Origin of the sequence: Rouxiella sp. Mn2063, from assembly GCF_049319665.1 — a bacterium.
In the GTDB taxonomy this organism is placed as follows: Bacteria; Pseudomonadota; Gammaproteobacteria; order Enterobacterales; family Enterobacteriaceae; genus JBMOUD01.
This window is the reverse complement of sequence record NZ_JBMOUD010000010.1, coordinates 98,360-116,962: the sequence shown is the minus strand read 5'-3', so window position 1 is coordinate 116,962 and position 18,603 is coordinate 98,360. Positions and strand designations below refer to the sequence as shown.

Below are 18,603 nucleotides of genomic sequence, written 5' to 3'. Positions count from 1 at the left end.
CTCAACGCCCCCTTCCCGCGGCCTGGGAAGGGGAAAAATATGGCGATATAGCCCGGTCAGACGATGGCTTCCCTTTTTAACAATTGCTCCAATGGCTGTGGTTCACCGAGTAAATACCCCTGCATATAATCGACCCCTTGAGTGCGCAATGCCTCCATCTGCTCTTTGGTCTCCACATATTCGGCAACAATTGACATCCGTTTCATTCTGGCAACCTGACAAATCGAGCTGATGATGTAAGCATCGAGTTGATTAGTCAGCATATTACGAACAAAACTGCCGTCTATTTTTAAAATATCCGCGTCAATCGCTTTCAAGCGATCGTAGGTGGCATAACCCGTACCGAAATCATCAATTGCCACGCGACAACCAAAGTTACGTAACTCACGCATGGTTTTATCCGCGTATCCTAAATCCTGCAGCAAGTGTGACTCGGTCAGCTCAATGACGATTTGATAGGGTTCGATGCCATAGGTTTGCATCAACGTTTTAAACTCGCGGCTGAACATTGGCCGGCATAAGGTTGAGGGTAAGAAGTTGATAGCAAAACGCAAACTTGGCAACGATTCACGGTTTTGATCCATAAACTTAAGCGTATTTTCCAAAACCCACATATCAATTTGATAAGACAGGCCAAACTCATGGACAACCGGGAAGAAGTCATTAGGCATAATCGTTTCGCCCTGCTCGTTTTTCATCCGCAGCAGAACTTCGTAATAACTATCACCGCGTACGCCGATAATAGGCTGCGCCATTAATATGAAACTATCTTCGTCCAGAGAGCGTTGAATGTTATGCAGGATCTGAACCTTGGTTTTTATTATCTCATGCACCTGATTATGATTATTGCGGTTTGACTCAGGCACGCCGGTGGTTAGAGATATTTCAGCGATACCACTCAACTCCCCTAACAGGATCGATAAATGTTGAACCGGCGGATGCACAACACAATAAGACAGGCCAATATTCGGATGTACAGGCAGCCCATTCCAAATCAAACGAAAATCATTAAGGTGCTGCTGCAACTGCGCCAACCTAACCTCATTTTCATGACAATTAAGCCGCAGCACTAAGTCATATCCGGGCAAGTGATAAATATTTTCGCCAGCATTAAGGCTAGGTTTGATCGCCAGCGCCAGCTGTTGTTTAAACTGAATGCGCAATTGCATACCATAGTTGCGGCTAAGCACGTCCATTTCAGATACGCGCATAAAACAGACCAAAGAACGAGGATAACGCGCCAAATCCCGGCTAAACGCCCGCAGATTGGGCAACCCTAAAACAGGGTCTCGTAAGGCCGCGGTATTGATTTTATACATCAACATACGCTGGCGAGAAGATATAGACGACATCAATAACAGGCATTGCGTAAATACCACCATTAATGCAGAGATAAATAGCAAGTTATCTACGACATTTAGCTGACTGACAAACGCCCGGTAATTGAAAAATAGGGTAATCAGCGAGGCAAACCAAATAATACTGATAAAGTGATAACCATAACGCATAGCGGCAAACATCATTACCGGCAAAAGCAGCGTAAGCGCATAATCGTTAAGGAGTATTTTTTCAAAAGATTCGGAGACATTTGGCACACAAAGCAATAGCATCATTGCCGTAGTCAGAATACTCCACAAGATAATCTCAGCAACGGTGGTACTCGCCGCCTGCTGGCGGCGCATTCTCATGAACACTACGCGAAGATATGCCGGTTTACGGCAAATTCGAATAGCGATATAAAATATTGGCGCGGCCAGCGTGGTCCCCAAAATAATAGATTGGAGATTGAGTAACGTGCGCAACGTTAAATAATTCTGCGACACCATCCCGAGATAAGCAGGCAACCAACCTAGCTCGATAATGATTTGCAGGAAGATAGTAAAGCCGGCGGATAGTACAATAACCGTCCAGATAAAACGCGGTAATGAGATGCGGCCAAACCCAAAAGAGGCTGACCAACGAGTACGCATCTGCAACCGGTAGCCACCCCAAGTAAGCGCTAAGGCGGCCAGATAGACTAACGTAAAGAAAAGCCCCATCTCTGCGCCAATCCGCAAGTCATATCGCAAGAAGAGTGTCAGCGCAATTCCCGGAAATGCACGCCAGTCAAACACCATCAATAGTGCGACACAGGCGGCTAAAGGCAGATACATCAGATAGTTTCGCCCGTCAGGCAAATCTATCATCGGCGACATCCAAGACGCTAATGGGATAAGGATGAGTGCACACCAGATTGGCATCCCCCACCATTGATGACGAAATTCACGCCATGAAAAAAATTTGTCCATAAAATATTTTCGTTTTCCGCCCTAAGGCTTTCTACTGTTCAACATCAACCAAGGAGATCACATGATTGATTCGCACCAGAGAAAAAGAAGGGTAAATGCGAGAGGTGAGCGTCCTTGATGCTAATACAGCACACCTTCCGTGTGCTAACTGGTGATGTAATGCAGCGACCCGCTGCCAAACCTTGGTCACAAAGGTACTTTTTTCACTGTTATAATAAGGTATTTTATTATTAACAATAAACCTGCGTGATTATAATTTATCTACTACACATTTTATGATGATTTAGCACAAGAATTTGACAACAAATTCACTTTAGATAATCAATACAAAACAATCAGTTAAATCCAAGCACCGATATTATCCCAGAACATACGTAATATACGTCTTCGTCACCAGATTAATCTCTGGTAAATGCCGATTTTTTACCATTTATCTGGCCGATAAAAAACTTCTACGATATATTAAAAAACCGATAGTCAATTGATAAACGGGTTTATGCCCAAAATAATTGGCGTTGTGGCAAGGAAACCTGTCCCGACGAGCTTACTCGGGTCAGTAAGCCTAGCCAGCACAGAAGCGGCTTCAAGTACCACGGGTTGATATCACATAAGCCAAACCACAGCCCCAATTGGCAGGTGCTATTTATGCGAAAAAAAAACAACATCAGAATGACTAAAATCGTATTAGCCATTAGCTTCATCATTTTATTTGGGCGATTGATTTACACGGCAATTGGCGCTTATTCTCATCATCAAGACCAGAAAAATCCGCAGGTTGAGCAAAGTATTAAAACGCCACCCGCACCCTCAACATCCCCGTAGCATCAACTCAAGAGAGATAAAATCATCGGTGACTGGCTTGATAGTCACTATCCCATGAGGTGCGCAACATACTGTGCGAATAAATCCAAGATGGGCCTGACGCTTAGGACAAGTAACCGCTTAACCATACTTTCTATCAATTCTGCCTCTCTATTAGCTTAAGGATCGAGAATGTCGGCTGAAAAACATAAATATCATGCCCAGAAACTGGCAGAAGTTCGTAACCGGGTGCTGCAACTTCTGTTAAACAACCCTGAGCTTAGTAACAGTATTCTTAAAGAGGATGACAAGGCAGATCGCGCAAACGTCGCCTATTTAATGGATACCACCGCAGAACTCAGCGGCTTGATAAGTGGTCTACACCCAGCTGACTTAGCCGACATTCTCGAAGCACTACCAGAACATGAACGACTGGCGTTATGGCGATTAGTGGATACGCCAAGGCGCGGTAAAACCTTGGTTGAAGTCTCTGAAACCGTCTGGGATAGCTTGATAGAAGAAATGAGCGATCGTGATTTGCTAAAAGCGATGTCGTTCCTGGACCTTGATGACCAAGTTTATCTGGCCGAGTATTTGCCACGAGACCTCACCGGACGCGTGCTAACTTCGCTGGAACCACGTTTACGCGACCGAGTGCGTGAGGTGGTCAAATTCAACAAAAACAGCGTTGGCCGCATTATGGATTTTGAATTACTCACCGTGCGTGCCGATGTCAGCCTGGGAACCGTGCAGCGCTATTTGCGCTTTCGTAAAGATATTCCGCAAGCAAGCGATAAGTTGTTTGTGACGGATAAAAAAAATACCTTACTAGGCGAGCTTCCTCTGACGTCTATTTTACTCAATTCTCCGCATCGCTTAGTTTCTGAATTGATGAATAGCGACCCGACCTGCTTTGAGCCAGAAGATAAGGCTGAAGATGCGGCCAGCGCCTTTGAACGTTATGACCTCATTACCGCGCCTGTCGTCGACAATAAAGGAAAACTGATGGGCCGACTGACTGTTGAATCTATCGTTGATTTTGTTAACGAAGACTCAGACAGTAATTTGCGTCGTATGGGGGGGATAAGTCCTGAAGAAGATGTCTTTTCCCCTGTTGGCAAAGCAGTACGTAATCGCTGGGCGTGGCTGGCCATTAATTTATGCACCGCCTTTTTGGCCTCTCGTGTCATTGGTTTATTTGAGGGCACAATTTCACAGTTAGTTGCCCTGGCAACATTGATGCCTATCGTTGCCGGGATTGGCGGAAATACCGGCAATCAAACCATCACTATGATCGTGCGCGGGCTCGCATTGCATCAGATTCAATTAGGTAATCTTCGCTTTCTAATGTTCAGAGAGCTTGGCGTGTCATTGATCAATGGCATAGTTTGGGGAGGACTGATGGGCATTATCACCTGGTTGCTGTATGGCGATTGGGAGATGGGCGCAGTCATGACATTAGCGATGATCCTCAACTTACTGGTTGCCGCACTGATGGGGGTGATTATTCCTCTGACTATGCTGCGTTTGGGACGCGATCCAGCGGTAGGTGCCAGCGTATTGATCACGGCAATTACCGACACCGGTGGATTTTTTATCTTCCTGGGGTTGGCGACAATTTTCCTGCTGTAGTGAATATTCCATTAATAGAGGTTTGATGCCCATTTAAAGTGAGAATAGTCTTATAAAATTAATTTAATCAAATCACGAGTAAGGTAAACTGCGCGCCAACTAGGTCATCGCCGCTCGGTTTTACAAAAACCACCAACGAATTATGCCGAAAATGGAAGAAAGACAAAAAGTTAACTACCTGACTCACATTGTATTTTCAGCCCTGAGTCAAAAAAAGGCGTCGTTGTGAACAAACATATGGCCTCGACACTCCGTTATTTACCGTTAAATCGGACCATCGCGCTGTCTTTGGGGCTGGGCATATGTCTGGTGGCACTGCTATGTCTGAAGATAAGTCCGATCACATCCAATCTGGCAACCATTTGGTTGCCGACGGCATTATTAACATCGGTATTGTTCCATCGGCGCTATCGAGAGTGGCCAGTGCTGCTCGTCTGCGCAGCATTAGGGATACTTTTAGCCGATATGATCAGCGGCTACCTGCCACCTGGTAATATCATTAATCCCCACTATTTAGCTAATATGCTAAATAATTTAATCGAAGCGTCCATTTGCGCCGCGTTGTTACGTCATAATCTCGATCGTCAGGAACCGCTGGCAAAATTAAGCGATTGGATTAATTTTCTCTCTATTGCCGTCGTATGCACCCCGCTGTTCGGTGCGGTGTTAATGATGGTGTTTAATTCAACAGAATTAAACACCATGCGCGAATTCATTACATGGTATATCTCAGAAGCCGTCGCGACAGTCGCTTTGGTTCCCGTCGGTCTTCTCTTGCGTCGTGATTATCTACAGCAATTGAAAGCCCCCGGCAGGCTAAAAAATTTACTGATTACGCTGTTTATTACGCTGCTCACCAGCGTCATGGCAATGCAATGGATCCCCTTCCCCTTTGCCTTTATCACCCTCCCTTTACTGCTGGCGGCTATTCGTTTGCCACAATTGGATGCTTTCATCGTCTTTTTGAGCGTGACGTTAATTATCACTCCGCTGCAACCCAATCAGATAGTGACCATTATTCCGGGTATGCTCGGCCTGGCCGATGGGCTAGTGTTTGTTCCTTTGTTGCTTATCTTGTTACCCATCAATGTCGTCACCATGGTGATGCATGCATTACGCGTTGAGAAATCGAATATCATCGAGAGTGAAAACCGTTTTCGTCACGCAATGGAATATTCGGCTATCGGCATGGCGCTGGTCTCGCCAGATGGCCACTGGCTACAAGTCAACAAAGCGCTGTGTAATCTGTTAGGTTATGAGCCAAGCGAGCTAAAAAAATCAACCTTCCAGCAGATCACTCATCCTGATGATCTCGAAAGAGATTTGCTGCAAAAGCAGCGCCTGCTTGATGGTGAAATCGTCAACTATATGCTTGAAAAGCGCTATTTATGTCGTAACGGCCAAATGGTATGGACGCTGCTGACCGTTTCTGTCGTTCGTAATGAAGCCGATGAGCCGCTCTATTTTATCTCGCAAGTTAAAGATATCACTGAACTCAAGCAGACGGAGTTAACCAATAAGCGCCTGACGGAAGCCTTACACGAAGAAAAAGAGCGCTTACACATTACGCTTAATTCGATTAACGAAGCGGTCATCTCTACCGATCGACAAATGAATATCACCTTTATGAATCCGGTGGCAGAGAGAATGACCGGCTGGAACCAGCAGCAAGCACAAGGTCATCCGGTCAGTCGCATTGTGCATATCAGTAATGGTATTGATGGCCCGTTAATTGTAGATTTTAGTCCGTTTGATGGTTATGAAAATCAGGCGCAGTCGCTAGTGCTTCATGGTCATCACGGCAGTAGTTTCGATGTTCAATTGTCGATTTCTCCGTTAAAGACTCTTAGCGATGAACCCATTGGCAGCGTGCTGGTATTACAGGATGTGAGTAAATCACGAGAATTGATGCGCCAACTCAGTTATAACGCCTCACACGATCTGCTCACCGGCTTATCAAACCGAGGCTATTTTGAAGAGCGATTTAAAAATGCTTTGGCGCTGACACAGCAACAAGGCCAGCAGCACTGCTTAGCCTTTATCGACCTCGACCGCTTTAAAGCCGTTAATGATACAGCGGGCCATGCCGCAGGAGATGAGGTGTTACGTCAGTTAAGCCAACTGATGCAAGATAACCTGCGTAATAGCGACACTGTTGCCCGTTTAGGCGGTGATGAGTTTGCTATCTTATTTGTCGATTGCCGGATAGAACAAGGCCAGCAAATCATTCAAAAGTTAATTAACCGAATTAACGAGTTCGACTTTAGCTGGAATCACCAGATATTTCACATTGGTGCCAGTGCAGGCATCACCGAGATCAATAGTTCACGGTTTACTGCCAGTGAATATATGGCACAGGCGGATGTGGCTTGTTACACCGCTAAACATAATGGCCGCGGGCAAATTTGCCTCTACGAACATGCGTTAAAAACGCACAACCTTGCAGAAAAATCGGCTTAACGCGGCGAGTTCCACTCTTTAGCTAGACTCACTCTTTCCGTATCGCCATGAGAAAATGCTCCCGATAACCGGGAGCTGTCTTTGCCAATCCGACCACAGGCTCAATAATTGGCATTGCCCGCAAGCGGCAAGTGAACTCAGCCACCGCAGAAACAACGTCATGTATGGCATGGGATTTAGTGAGAACGCATACCTGCCGCGAACATCAACACATGGAAGAACACCGCTACGACGAATAACGCCAGTACACTGCCGCCATAGATAATCGCCAGCCAAGACAGTTTTTTCCAGAAGGGCTCACGCGCTGACGGCGTGGTTTTCATGTCCATCTTTTTGATGTAATTCATGACTCACTCCTAACGGATAATCGGGGCAGCAATACTGCCCCGTTAGTTACGTTCTTTTTAACAAATCACTTGAGATTTAGCTGTTCAGTTAAGATTCAGCCAACCCTACACGCTATCAATGGTAGCCCTGATCTGGCGTCACTTTCCCGCGGAACACGTAGTAGCTCCAGAAGGTGTAAACCAGGATGATTGGGATAATAAACAGCGCACCAACCAGAATGAATCCCTGGCTTTGCGGAGGCGAAGCCGCCTGCCAGAACGTAATGGATGGTGGAATAATATTCGGCCAGATACTGATACCTAAACCGCTGTAACCCAGGAATACCAGCGCCAAAGTCAGCAAGAAAGGCAGGTAATGGCTATTTTTTGCGACAGAACGCATCAATAACCACGACACTAACAGCACCAGAATCGGCACAGGCAGGAACCAGTAAAGATTTGGTGTCGCGAACCAGCGTTGAGCAATATCAGCGTGAGTCATTGGCGTCCAAACGCTAACAATCGCCAGGATAACCAGCAATGTCACAAGCATCGGCGTCGCCAATTTGTGCATGACAGATTGCAGATGGCCTTCGGTTTTCATGATAAGCCAGGTACAGCCCAACAGCGCATAAGCCACTACCAGTCCAAGACCGCAGAACAAGGTGAACGGGGTGAACCAATCCATTGAGCCACCGGCATAAACGCGGTTAACCACCGGCATACCGTTGATAACCGCGCCGACCACCACGCCTTGGAAGAAAGTGGCAACCAGAGAACCCACGATAAAGGATTTATCCCAGATATGACGCTTATCTTCAGATGCTTTGAAACGGAACTCAAAGGCTACGCCACGGAAGATCAGGCCAAACAGCATGATGGTCAGCGGCATTGCCAGCGCATCCAATATCACCGAGTAAGCCAGCGGGAAAGCGCCGTAAAGCGCCGCGCCGCCCAACACTAACCAGGTTTCGTTACCATCCCACACCGGGGCAACGGTATTCATCATGACATCACGATCGTGACTCTGTTTTACGAACGGGAACAGAATACCGATACCTAAGTCAAAACCGTCCATCACCACGTACATCATGACGCCGAATACGATAATGACGAACCAAATCAACGGAAGATCAATGCCCATTATCAGCCCCTTGCATCCAATTTATCATCAACTGCGGAAAGTGGTCGTGCCGGAGTACGTTGTTGACCCGGGCCGCCGTGCTCGTGAACTTCACCTTCATGCTCTTGTGGTCCTTTACGGATCAAACGCATCATGTAGGCGTAACCCACACCAAATACCGAGCAGTAGATAACGATAAAGGCGATAAGCGTGATACTCATGTGCAAGACGCTGTGCTCAGACACCGCGTTGCTGGTGCGCATCAGGCCATAAACCACCCACGGCTGACGCCCACCTTCAGTGGTAATCCAACCTGCCAACAGAGCAATCAGACCAGAAGGCCCCATTGCAAGCATTAAACGCAGGAACCAGCGATTTTGGTACATGGTGCCGCGTTTACGCAGTACTACGCTCCACAAGCCAGAGAAGATCATCAGCATCCCCAGACCGGCCATAATGCGGAAGGTCCAGAAAATAAGCGTTGAGTTAGGGCGATCTTCCGCTGGGAATGACTTCAACGCTGGGATTTGATGGGTCAGACTATGAGTCAAAATCAGGCTACCTAAATCTGGCACTTCGATTTTGTACTTAGTCACTTCGTCTTTCATATCCGGCCAACCAACCAGCACCAATGGCGTTGGTTTATCGTCAGTATTTTCCCAATGTCCTTCAATCGCCGCGATTTTTGCTGGCTGATACTTCAGGGTATTCAAGCCGTGCGCATCACCGACAAAAGCCTGGATAGGCGAAACAATCAACGCCATCCACATCGCCATGGAGAACATTTTACGCATCGCTGGCGTGTTATTACCGCGTAGCAAGTGCCAGGCTGCCGCGGAAGCGACAAAGAATGCCGTTGCCAGGAAAGCAGCGATACTCATATGGGCCAAGCGGAATGGGAACGACGGGTTGAAGATGATTTTCAGCCAATCCTGCGGCACAACCAATCCATTGACAATGCTGTAGCCCTGCGGCGTCTGCATCCAGCTGTTAGAAGCCAGGATCCAGAAGGTAGACATAATTGTCCCCAACGCCACCATACAGGTAGAGAAGAAGTGCAAACCTGGCCCAACGCGATTCCAGCCAAACAGCATAACGCCAAGGAAGCCAGCTTCCAGGAAGAATGCGGTTAACACTTCATAAGTGAGCAACGGCCCGGTGATGCTACCGGCAAAATCAGAAAATCCGCTCCAGTTAGTCCCGAACTGATAAGCCATTACTAGCCCAGAAACTACGCCCATCCCGAAGTTGACGGCAAAGATTTTTGACCAGTAATGATAAAGATCACGATACGCATCGTTGCGTGTTTTCAGCCACATCCCTTCCAGAACGGCTAAAAAACTCGCCAGACCGATAGTGATCGCCGGAAAGATAATATGAAACGACACGGTAAAGGCGAACTGGAGTCTTGCTAGATCCAATGCTGTTAAGCCCAACATGGCATTACCTCAGATTGCATAAAAAGATTCATAAATGACAAATAGTCAGTTTGTTCAAATAACAAGTCGCCATTGATCTCATGCCGCAAGCCGACACAGATTAAATTGGCCAAAAATAAAAAATAATAAAAAGACTAGCTTGCGTAAAAACGCAGTAAAACGCGATGTTTGTGTCTATGACTTTTAAATAACAGTTTCTAGACTAAATAATTGCAGGTGTCAGAAATAGACGGGTGGAGCGCGAGGACGAGATCCAGATTGTTTAACAGAGGTAAACAACGGAGAATCGGCATGAATACGAGGAGCAGGAGAACGTCGTAGATCAGGCCAGCAAAGTAACAAAACAAATAAGCTCACAACCAGAACAGGATCTGAGAGTTCGCAATAATTGTTTGTCACCACATCCACTAGCGTTGCCTCACCGATACCGCTACTCGTCGCCCGTTGCGGACTTGCGAAGTGGCGTGCATTTTGCGATGAGCGGCCACTACTCACATTATTAAATAACGGATTATTTTCTGATGAGGTATTTGCTAACGGATTGTTTGCTAAAGAATTAACGGCTGTCGGATAGGCTGTATCCATATTGATATCAACACCCTGCTCGCTCGTTACCGAGGGCAGCAACATACCCATGTTCGGCTGAACCAGAGATCGGCAGATCGCTGGCGCAAGCAGTAACATCAGTATGGCGAAAACTCCCCACCAGGTTGGCGAGAGGCTTCGATGTGGTGACATCTGGTGTATTGGCACAATTTATCCAAAGCAGAAAATCATTTCGATTCGCAAGGGATTGTACGTCTTAATGGAATGAATGTTAAAAAAAATCCGAGTTATTTCTGTAACTTTTAATACAAATAGTCTGAATCATGATCGTGGTTTGTGCGATTTGTTAAAATGGGAATGCAAACATTATTGTTATGTAAAATATAATGATGGTTTATTATCGTTCGAATTAACGATGAGAATTATTGTCGTTGGAATCAACGACGGGATTCTTTGCCGTTTAAATCAACGGCGAGATTTTAAAAAATCAGTTTAGTGAATATTTTGGTTTATTAAGCTTGGCCGAGCTTGGGGCGGCTTTGTAAAACCGGGAACGGTGAATTTTTCGATTTGCTCAAGCTTGGCCGAGCTTGGGGCAGCTTTGTAAAACCGGGAACGGTGAATTTTTCGATTTGCTCAAGCTTGGCCGAGCTTGAAGCGGCTTTGTAAAACCAGAACGGTGAATTTTTCGGCTTCTCAAATGCAGTGTTCAATTTGGCATTGCAGCCTAAGCCGCCATAAGGGTAGCACGCTACCCTTAAGAATCCCGCGCTTTTTTGATACTTCAATATCCAGTCCAGCGGAGGCCATGTTTCAGAAACCTCAGTGATAGCGCAAATGCCAGCCTTCCAGGCTCCCCGCCTCCGGGTTCAAGCCAACGATAAAACTGTTGTCTTTCACCACTGCACCGGTGGCATTTTGAGTGCGCTTGGAAGCTTTTACATCAACGGCAACGACACAAATAGAAAGGCAAAAGCGGTTTATCTTTTGAATTTAAAAAAGCCCGGTGGCGCACTCGAAATGGCGCTGAAGGAGCGGTGAGAAATCGCGAAGTCTTTATTGAGCGAGTCCGAATCCCGACTGAAGGCACTGCGGAGCAGCGGCATTTGCGCCTGTCGCGGTAGCACCTGAAACATAGCCTCCACTAGATTTGGGGTAAATGTTTAAAAAGGCGCGGGATTCGAAAGGGGGCCGCCAGCCTCCTTTCGGCGGTTCCGGCTATGTGGCCGGATGAAACACCGCATTTGAAGAACCGAAAATGACACCGTTTCGGTTTCAATATCCGTCCCAAGCTATGTCTAGCTTAAAAAAATGCCCCGTTCTTGCATAAAAGAACCCCCAATTTTCATGTTCGGCTTGTCGGAAAAAGATATCTCCGGTAAAGTCGCGCCCCTTCTAATGGCAGGGGCCACCTAGTGGGGGAATAGTTATGTTTATTGGATTTGACTACGGCACAGCGAACTGTTCGGTTGCTGTTATGCGCAACGATAATGCCGAGCTACTGGCGCTGGAAAATAATACACCCTACCTCCCTTCCATGCTTTGTGCGCCAACGCGTGAAGCAGTGAGTGAATGTTTGCATCGCCATTGGCAGGTGCCGACTGGCAGTGTTGAGAATCAGCAATTGCTGCAACGCAGTATCAGCTATAACCGCGAAGAAGATATTTCGGTTAATCACAATAGCGTGAATTTTGGTCTGCAGGCGCTGGCAACTTATATTGAAGACCCAGAAGAGGTTTACTTCGTTCGTTCACCGAAATCCTTCTTGGGAGCCAATGGGCTAAAGCCTCAGCAAATCGCCCTGTTTGAAGATTTAGTGTGCGCCATGATGTTCCATATCAAACGTCAGGCAGAGTCGGTTTTGCAGCAAACTATTGAGCAAACCGTGATTGGTCGGCCGATTAACTTCCAGGGCATGGGTGGCGAAGAAGCGAACCAGCAGGCGCAAGGGATTTTACAACGCGCCGCTGTACGCGCTGGTTTCCGTGATATCGCTTTCCAGTTTGAGCCGGTTGCCGCAGGGCTGGATTTTGAAGCCACGCTTAATGAAGAAAAAACCGTGCTGGTTGTAGATATCGGCGGCGGAACCACCGACTGCTCAGTGCTGCTTATGGGCCCACAATGGCGCGATAAATCAGACCGCCAGCAAAGCCTGCTCGGCCACAGTGGCTGCCGCGTGGGTGGAAATGATTTGGATATCATGACCGCCTTTAAGCAATTGACCCCGCAGTTTGGCATGGGCGGCGAAACGCAAAAAGGCCTGGCATTGCCTTCATTGCCTTATTGGAATGCAGTTGCCACCAATGACGTTCCCGCACAGCAGGATTTCTATAGCCAGGGCAATACGCGTATGTTGCGTGATCTTATCCGCGATGCCGCTCAGCCTGAACAAGTTAAGCGCCTGTTGAAAATTCAGCAGCAGCGTTTGAGCTATCGTTTAGTGCGTGCTGCCGAAGAGAGCAAGATTGCGCTGTCAGAGCAGGCAAGCGTTACGGCAGCATTAGATTTCGTCGAAGCTGGTCTGGCCGAAAGTATTACTCAGCAGCAACTGCGTGAAGCTATTTCTCAACCGCTGGAGCGTATTCAAGAACAGGTTAGCCTGGCGTTATCAGCCAGTGCAATTAAACCCGATGTGATTTATCTCACCGGCGGTAGCGCCCGCTCACCACTGCTGCGCAGCGCATTACAAGCTCAGCTACCGGGGATCGAGTTAGTCGGTGGCAATGATTTTGGCTCCGTAACAGCAGGGCTAGCGCGTTGGGCGCAAACACTATTTCGATAATGGCATTTCTGGTCGCTAGTAAATAAAAAACCGCCTGTTGCTTAGGCGGTTTTTATTTGATGACAATGTTGTCTGGTGTACTAAGATACCCGGGCTTAGTAAGCCTAGAGGCACTCCGGCGAGCAAGCTCGCTACGACCCCAACGGCGTACCCGCCCTAATCACTGGCCTTTTAGCAGCCTGAAAATACCTTAGTAACTGCTTGCCTGATTCAGTAATTCAATATCACCGCTATCGAGCTTCAGCTCGGCAGCTTTGGCAAGTTCGCTGAGTTGTTGCAGCGAGGTCGCGCTGACAATCGGTGCGGTGATGCTTGGGCGGGCGATTTGCCAGGCTAACGCCACTTGAGTTGGGCTGGCGCGGTGTTTTTCCGCCAACTTGTCCAGCGCTTGCAAAATCTTCAGGCCGCGATCGTTAAGGTACTGCTTAACGACCTGTTCACCACGCTTACTTTTACTCGCATCAGACTGTTGACGGTATTTGCCAGAGAGGAAACCACTGGCCAGTGCGTAGTAGTTGATAACACCCACGCCGTGCTCAGTGACCACTTTCTCCAGTGAATCTTCATAGTCTTTGCGATCGTACAAATTATATTCCGGCTGTAAGGTTTCATAACGCGCCAGCCCGTTGTCTTTCGAAACTTTTAAAGCTTCGGCCAGCCGTGCCGCGCTGTAGTTCGACGCGCCAATCGCCCGCACTTTGCCTTCTTTAATGAGTGCGTCAAAGGCGGCCAAAGATTCTGCCAGCGGCGTATCGGCATCGTCGTCATGGGATTGATACAAATCGATATAATCAGTTTGTAGGCGTTTAAGTGAGGCTTCTACCGCTTGCTTGATATATTTTGGCGACAGACCAACCTTGCCCTCGCCCATCGGTTTGCCTACTTTGGTGGCAAGAATTATTTGCTCACGTTTACCGCTTTTCTTCAGCCAGTTACCGATAATCGTCTCTGACTCGCCGCCCTGGTTGCCTTCAACCCAAGTTGAATAGACATCTGCCGTATCGATAAAGTTAAGTTTATGCTCCAACAGCGCGTCCAAAATACTAAAAGAGGTCGCTTGATCGACTGTCCAGCCGAACACATTGCCCCCAAATGTTAGTTTTGGCACTTGAATACCGCTGCGACCCAGTTCTCTTTTACTCATCACACTCTCCTGTTTGACGATGATTTTTCGATGGATGGTTCATAACACAAGCATTTTTAATAAAGCGGCTGTTAATAAAATCATTGTTGATAAAGCAATAGGGTTAACAGTAGCAGCTGACCGAGAAGTTTTTTAGGAATTAGCCTCCTAATGCTAATCTATGCGCCAAATAATTGTGGTCATCACCTTGAGCACACTCATGCGGCGACAAATCTTGCGGGTGTAATAACGAGGAATCCATATTTCCTTCATCTTTATCCTCGCGTAAGTGAATACTATGATCAGTTATCGGTTGAGTTTTTTTGCCTGAGATTAGCAGGGCATTAAAAACAACGATAATGAGCCCGCGGCACGCATCAGCCACTAAAGCAGACAACGCCGGTGCTTTTTTCAATCAGGAATCCGGATAGACATGGCCACACAGCCCGCGTCAATCCGATGGCAGCTTTGGATCGTTGCTTTCGGATTTTTTATGCAGTCTCTAGACACAACTATTGTTAATACGGCTTTGCCTTCGATGGCGGTGAGCTTAGGGGTCAATCCTCTACATATGCACTCAGTCGTGGTGGCCTATGTATTAACTGTCGCCATTATGCTCCCAGCCAGCGGCTGGTTGGCTGACCGCGTCGGCGTTAAGTGGGTGTTCTTCTCAGCCATTATTTTATTTACTCTCGGCTCACTACTATGTGCACAGTCAACCACGCTTAATGAGCTAGTGATGTCGCGTGTAATACAAGGTGTTGGCGGAGCCATGATGGTGCCAGTCGGCCGCCTGACGGTATTAAAAATCGTACCGCGCAGTGAATATATGGCCGCGATGACCTTCGTGACATTGCCAGGGCAAATCGGGCCACTGATGGGCCCAGCACTGGGTGGTTTTTTGGTGCAATACGCCAGCTGGCATTGGATTTTCCTGATTAATCTACCGGTTGGGTTTATCGGCGCTATCGCCACCTTGATGATCATGCCTAACTACAAAATGCAGACCCGACGTTTTGATATCACCGGTTTTATTATGCTGGCGGTCGCAATGGCAACGCTGACATTGGCATTAGATGGCAGCAAAGGCTTGGGTATCCCCCCCGTCATGTTAGCGGTGCTGGTACTCGTTGGCCTGGCATCGCTGGGGATTTACTGGCTATATGCACGTGGCAATATTGGCGCACTGTTCTCTCTGCGTCTGTTCCATACGCGCAGCTTTAGTATCGGTTTGGGTGGCAGCCTGCTCGGGCGAATTGGCAGCGGTATGCTGCCCTTTATGACCCCGGTATTCTTACAGCTCGGCCTCGGATTCTCGCCCTTCCACGCAGGGATGATGATGATCCCGATGGTTATCGGCAGTATGGGCATGAAACGCATTGTGGTTAAGCTGGTTAAAACCGTGGGCTACCGGCGTGCGCTGGTTTCCGCCACCGTATTGTTAGCCTTGATTACCCTGATCTTCCCTTTGGTGGCAATCTATGGCGAGTTCTGGATGATCCCTATTGTTCTGTTCTTCCAGGGGATGGTGAACTCTCTGCGCTTCTCTTCAATGAACACATTGACGCTCAAAGATTTACCGCCAAAATTAGCCAGTAGCGGCAATAGTTTGCTGTCAATGGTGATGCAGCTCTCCATGAGTTTTGGCGTCAGCGTAGCCGGTCTGTTATTGGCAATCTTTGCTAATCAGCACGTCGCTCCGGGAAGTAATGGCATGCACAGTACTTTCCTGTACTGCTATATCTGTATGTCGGTCATTATCTTGCTCCCGGCGTGGGTATTTGCACGCGTACCAAATGATGAAACCGCGACCCCGCTGGTGGGGCCACCTCACAACCCGCAATCCAGCGCTAGCTCGATGGGGAAATCATGAAACCAGGAATTACAGCCAAATTATTTTTCGCCATTTTTCTCACCTGTGGGTTGGTCATCATTACGATGAATTTTGGCGTACGCATGAGTTTTGAACGAGGTTTTATCGACTACGTGCGGCTGGGTAACGAACAGCGAATAGAGATGATGGCGGAGTCGCTGGAGCAGGAATATCAACAAACTGGCAACTGGGATTTCCTCACTAAAAATGAAAAAAGCGTCTTTCAGCTGCTGCATTCATTCGATCTTAATGACGAAAATACCCATAAATTACCGCCGCCCGGTTGGCGAACTAAATTCTGGATACTGAATAGTCAAAATCAGCGGGTTGCCGGTTCGGATACCCCCGTTCCGCAGGAACTTATCGCATCAGGGCGCGTATTGAGAGCCAAAGGCGAACGTATCGGTGTCATTGTCTCTACCCCGGCAGAACGCCTGACGCGCAATGCTGATATTAACTTTGACCAGCGGCAAAGGCTGACCAGCTGGATTATTGTCGCTTTTACTTCGCTGCTGGCCGCCGCCGCCACCTGGCTGCTCTCTCGCGGCATGTTAGCGCCGGTAAAACGCTTAGTAGATGCCACCCACCAGTTAGCGACCGGGAATTTTAGTAGCCGAGTGGAAGTGCACAGTCAGGATGAACTGGGAAAACTGGCGCAAGATTTTAATCAACTGGCCATGACGCTGGAAAAAAACGAACAGATGCGCCGCGCATTTATGGCTGATATTTCGCATGAATTACGCACACCGCTGGCGGTATTACGCGGCGAGCTGGAGGCCATGCAAGATGGCGTGCGTAAGATGTCGTTAGATTCCCTCTCCTCTTTACAGTCCGAAGTTTCTATCCTGACTAAGCTGGTAGATGATTTATATCAGCTTTCGCTATCCGATGCCGGAGCGCTGGCCTATCGCAAAGAAGAAACCGACGTCGTACATTTAATTCAGTTGGCCGAGGCGGGTTTTCGCGATCGTTTTCACGCCAAACAGCTAAAATTAGTCAGCCAGTTACCCGATAAAGCACAAGTGTTTGGTGACCCACAGCGTCTGTCGCAATTGTTTAATAACTTGTTGGAAAACAGCCTGCGTTATACTGATTCTGGTGGGCAATTGGACATTATCGCCACGCGCCGCAATAAATGTTTGCAGGTCTATTTTCAGGACAGCGCGCCTGGCATCAATGAGGAACAATTGCTGCAAATCTTTGAACGTTTTTATCGTGCAGAGGGGTCGCGTAACCGCGCCAGCGGCGGTTCTGGTCTTGGCTTAGCCATTTGCCAAAACATTGTCGAAGCACACGGCGGAAAAATCCGTGCAGAACACTCGCCTACGGGTGGGGTTAGAATCGTCCTAGAGCTGCCACTTTCCCTATCAATTGGACAGAAAAATTAATGAGCGAATTCACCATGCCGGATAACCGGCAACTGCAAATATTGATTGTTGAAGATGAGCCTAAATTGGGGCAGTTGCTGGTTGATTATCTCCAGGCGGCCGGTTACGCCACGCGCTGGTTAAGCGACGGCGCTCAGGTTGTGCAGTATGTTCGCGATACGCCACCGGCGATGATTTTGCTCGATTTAATGCTACCTGGGATCAGTGGGTTAACGATTTGCCGTGATATTCGCCAGTTTTCCGACGTCCCTATTATGATGGTTACGGCCAAAACGGAAGAAATAGACCGCCTTCTCGGTCTGGAAATCGGTGCCGATGATTATATCTGCAAGCCTTATAGTCCGCGTGAAGTCGTTGCGCGGGTAAAAACGATTTTACGACGCTGTTACCGCCCGGAAGGCGATGCCGTCGATAATAATGGCCTGAATATTGATGAAGCGCGTTTCCATGCCAGTTATCAAGGGCATGAGCTCGAGCTAACGCCAGCTGAATTCCGCTTACTAAAAACACTATCAAATAAGCCGGGTTATGTGTTTACCCGCGAAGCTTTGCTGAACAATCTCTATGATGATTATCGCGTCGTCACCGACCGAACCATCGATAGTCATATCAAAAATCTGCGGCGTAAACTCGAATCTATCGATGGCGAAAAGCCTTTTATTCGCGCCGTTTATGGCGTGGGTTATCGCTGGGAAGCCGAGCCTTGCCGAATTATTTAAGGCTGTAGGGCCGATCACGTTTTTAGCTGGGAAACCGAGGCAACGTCAATATGGCAGGTATCCGTTTATCAGCGGATATCTCAACTATACTTATCAAGTGTTC

At 47.7% G+C, this 18,603-nt stretch carries 15 protein-coding genes; 7 read left to right on the top strand and 8 right to left on the bottom strand.

The genetic code is table 11. From position 1 onward, the window contains the following. Window positions 1–56: 56 nt before the first annotated feature. Complete coding sequence (locus ACL9RG_RS15525; RefSeq protein ID WP_422793522.1) at window positions 57–2,288, bottom strand: EAL domain-containing protein; 2,232 nt, start codon at window positions 2,286–2,288, stop codon at window positions 57–59. Between the two features lie 993 nt (window positions 2,289–3,281). Between ACL9RG_RS15525 and mgtE the strand changes: the two genes are divergently transcribed. Together mgtE and ACL9RG_RS15515 are read left to right on the top strand one after the other, a co-directional pair. Next, window positions 3,282–4,721, top strand: coding sequence for a magnesium transporter (gene mgtE, locus ACL9RG_RS15520; protein ID WP_422793521.1), 1,440 nt, complete (start codon window positions 3,282–3,284; stop codon window positions 4,719–4,721). Window positions 4,722–4,946: 225 nt separating this feature from the next. After that, window positions 4,947–7,181 carry a diguanylate cyclase domain-containing protein gene (locus tag ACL9RG_RS15515; protein ID WP_422793520.1) on the top strand — a complete coding sequence of 745 codons (2,235 nt, stop codon included), beginning with the start codon at window positions 4,947–4,949 and terminating at the stop codon, window positions 7,179–7,181. A gap of 176 nt (window positions 7,182–7,357) precedes the next feature. On the opposite strand, the gene ACL9RG_RS15510 is transcribed toward ACL9RG_RS15515, so the two are convergent. The 5 genes from ACL9RG_RS15510 to ACL9RG_RS15490 form a co-directional block, all read right to left on the bottom strand. Further along, complete coding sequence (locus ACL9RG_RS15510; protein ID WP_422793519.1) at window positions 7,358–7,528, bottom strand: DUF2474 domain-containing protein; 171 nt, start codon at window positions 7,526–7,528, stop codon at window positions 7,358–7,360. A 115-nt stretch (window positions 7,529–7,643) separates the two neighbouring features. Next, complete coding sequence (gene cydB, locus ACL9RG_RS15505) at window positions 7,644–8,651, bottom strand: cytochrome d ubiquinol oxidase subunit II (RefSeq protein ID WP_422793518.1); 1,008 nt, start codon at window positions 8,649–8,651, stop codon at window positions 7,644–7,646. A gap of 2 nt (window positions 8,652–8,653) precedes the next feature. After that, on the bottom strand, window positions 8,654–10,069 hold the full coding sequence (locus tag ACL9RG_RS15500; RefSeq protein WP_422793517.1) for a cytochrome ubiquinol oxidase subunit I: 1,416 nt from the start codon (window positions 10,067–10,069) through the stop codon (window positions 8,654–8,656). Between the two features lie 219 nt (window positions 10,070–10,288). Then, window positions 10,289–10,822 carry a hypothetical protein gene (locus ACL9RG_RS15495; protein WP_422793516.1) on the bottom strand — a complete coding sequence of 178 codons (534 nt, stop codon included), beginning with the start codon at window positions 10,820–10,822 and terminating at the stop codon, window positions 10,289–10,291. Between the two features lie 305 nt (window positions 10,823–11,127). Then, window positions 11,128–11,403 (bottom strand): hypothetical protein, encoded by a 276-nt coding sequence (locus ACL9RG_RS15490; RefSeq protein ID WP_422793515.1) that lies wholly within the window; start codon window positions 11,401–11,403, stop codon window positions 11,128–11,130. A 49-nt stretch (window positions 11,404–11,452) separates the two neighbouring features. Here ACL9RG_RS15490 and ACL9RG_RS15485 point away from each other — a divergent pair, with 49 nt between their 5' ends. Continuing rightward, window positions 11,453–11,656 (top strand): hypothetical protein, encoded by a 204-nt coding sequence (locus ACL9RG_RS15485; protein WP_422793514.1) that lies wholly within the window; start codon window positions 11,453–11,455, stop codon window positions 11,654–11,656. A gap of 388 nt (window positions 11,657–12,044) precedes the next feature. After that, window positions 12,045–13,397: a molecular chaperone gene (gene yegD / locus ACL9RG_RS15480; RefSeq protein ID WP_422793513.1), complete on the top strand. Its 1,353-nt coding sequence runs from the start codon at window positions 12,045–12,047 to the stop codon at window positions 13,395–13,397. A 190-nt stretch (window positions 13,398–13,587) separates the two neighbouring features. Here yegD and ACL9RG_RS15475 read toward each other — a convergent pair whose 3' ends face one another. Then, window positions 13,588–14,541 (bottom strand): aldo/keto reductase, encoded by a 954-nt coding sequence (locus ACL9RG_RS15475; protein WP_422793512.1) that lies wholly within the window; start codon window positions 14,539–14,541, stop codon window positions 13,588–13,590. Window positions 14,542–14,680: 139 nt separating this feature from the next. Next, window positions 14,681–14,935 carry a hypothetical protein gene (locus ACL9RG_RS15470; protein WP_422793511.1) on the bottom strand — a complete coding sequence of 85 codons (255 nt, stop codon included), beginning with the start codon at window positions 14,933–14,935 and terminating at the stop codon, window positions 14,681–14,683. An 18-nt stretch (window positions 14,936–14,953) separates the two neighbouring features. Here ACL9RG_RS15470 and mdtD point away from each other — a divergent pair, with 18 nt between their 5' ends. Genes mdtD through baeR form a run of 3 tightly spaced genes read left to right on the top strand, consistent with a single transcriptional unit; the run spans window position 14,954 to window position 18,500 of the window. Further along, window positions 14,954–16,393, top strand: a complete 1,440-nt coding sequence (gene mdtD / locus ACL9RG_RS15465; protein WP_422793510.1) for a multidrug transporter subunit MdtD — start codon at window positions 14,954–14,956, stop codon at window positions 16,391–16,393. Beyond that, window positions 16,390–17,781 carry a two-component system sensor histidine kinase BaeS gene (gene baeS, locus ACL9RG_RS15460; protein WP_422793509.1) on the top strand — a complete coding sequence of 464 codons (1,392 nt, stop codon included), beginning with the start codon at window positions 16,390–16,392 and terminating at the stop codon, window positions 17,779–17,781. Before mdtD ends, baeS begins: the two co-directional genes overlap by 4 nt. Next, window positions 17,781–18,500, top strand: coding sequence for a two-component system response regulator BaeR (gene baeR, locus ACL9RG_RS15455; RefSeq protein ID WP_422793508.1), 720 nt, complete (start codon window positions 17,781–17,783; stop codon window positions 18,498–18,500). The genes baeS and baeR overlap by 1 nt, the downstream gene beginning before the upstream one ends. The last annotated feature ends 103 nt before the right edge of the window (window positions 18,501–18,603 follow it).

Bases quoted from the DNA above. Each gene is read 5' to 3' on its own strand.
- ACL9RG_RS15525 (WP_422793522.1), bottom strand. From the start codon at position 2,288: ATGGACAAATTTTTTTCATGGCGTGAATTTCGTCATCAATGGTGGGGG.
- mgtE (WP_422793521.1), top strand. From the start codon at position 3,282: ATGTCGGCTGAAAAACATAAATATCATGCCCAGAAACTGGCAGAAGTT.
- ACL9RG_RS15510 (WP_422793519.1), bottom strand. From the start codon at position 7,528: ATGAATTACATCAAAAAGATGGACATGAAAACCACGCCGTCAGCGCGT.
- cydB (WP_422793518.1), bottom strand. From the start codon at position 8,651: ATGGGCATTGATCTTCCGTTGATTTGGTTCGTCATTATCGTATTCGGC.
- ACL9RG_RS15500 (WP_422793517.1), bottom strand. From the start codon at position 10,069: ATGTTGGGCTTAACAGCATTGGATCTAGCAAGACTCCAGTTCGCCTTT.
- ACL9RG_RS15485 (WP_422793514.1), top strand. From the start codon at position 11,453: ATGCCAGCCTTCCAGGCTCCCCGCCTCCGGGTTCAAGCCAACGATAAA.
- yegD (WP_422793513.1), top strand. From the start codon at position 12,045: ATGTTTATTGGATTTGACTACGGCACAGCGAACTGTTCGGTTGCTGTT.
- ACL9RG_RS15475 (WP_422793512.1), bottom strand. From the start codon at position 14,541: ATGAGTAAAAGAGAACTGGGTCGCAGCGGTATTCAAGTGCCAAAACTA.
- mdtD (WP_422793510.1), top strand. From the start codon at position 14,954: ATGGCCACACAGCCCGCGTCAATCCGATGGCAGCTTTGGATCGTTGCT.
- baeS (WP_422793509.1), top strand. From the start codon at position 16,390: ATGAAACCAGGAATTACAGCCAAATTATTTTTCGCCATTTTTCTCACC.
- baeR (WP_422793508.1), top strand. From the start codon at position 17,781: ATGAGCGAATTCACCATGCCGGATAACCGGCAACTGCAAATATTGATT.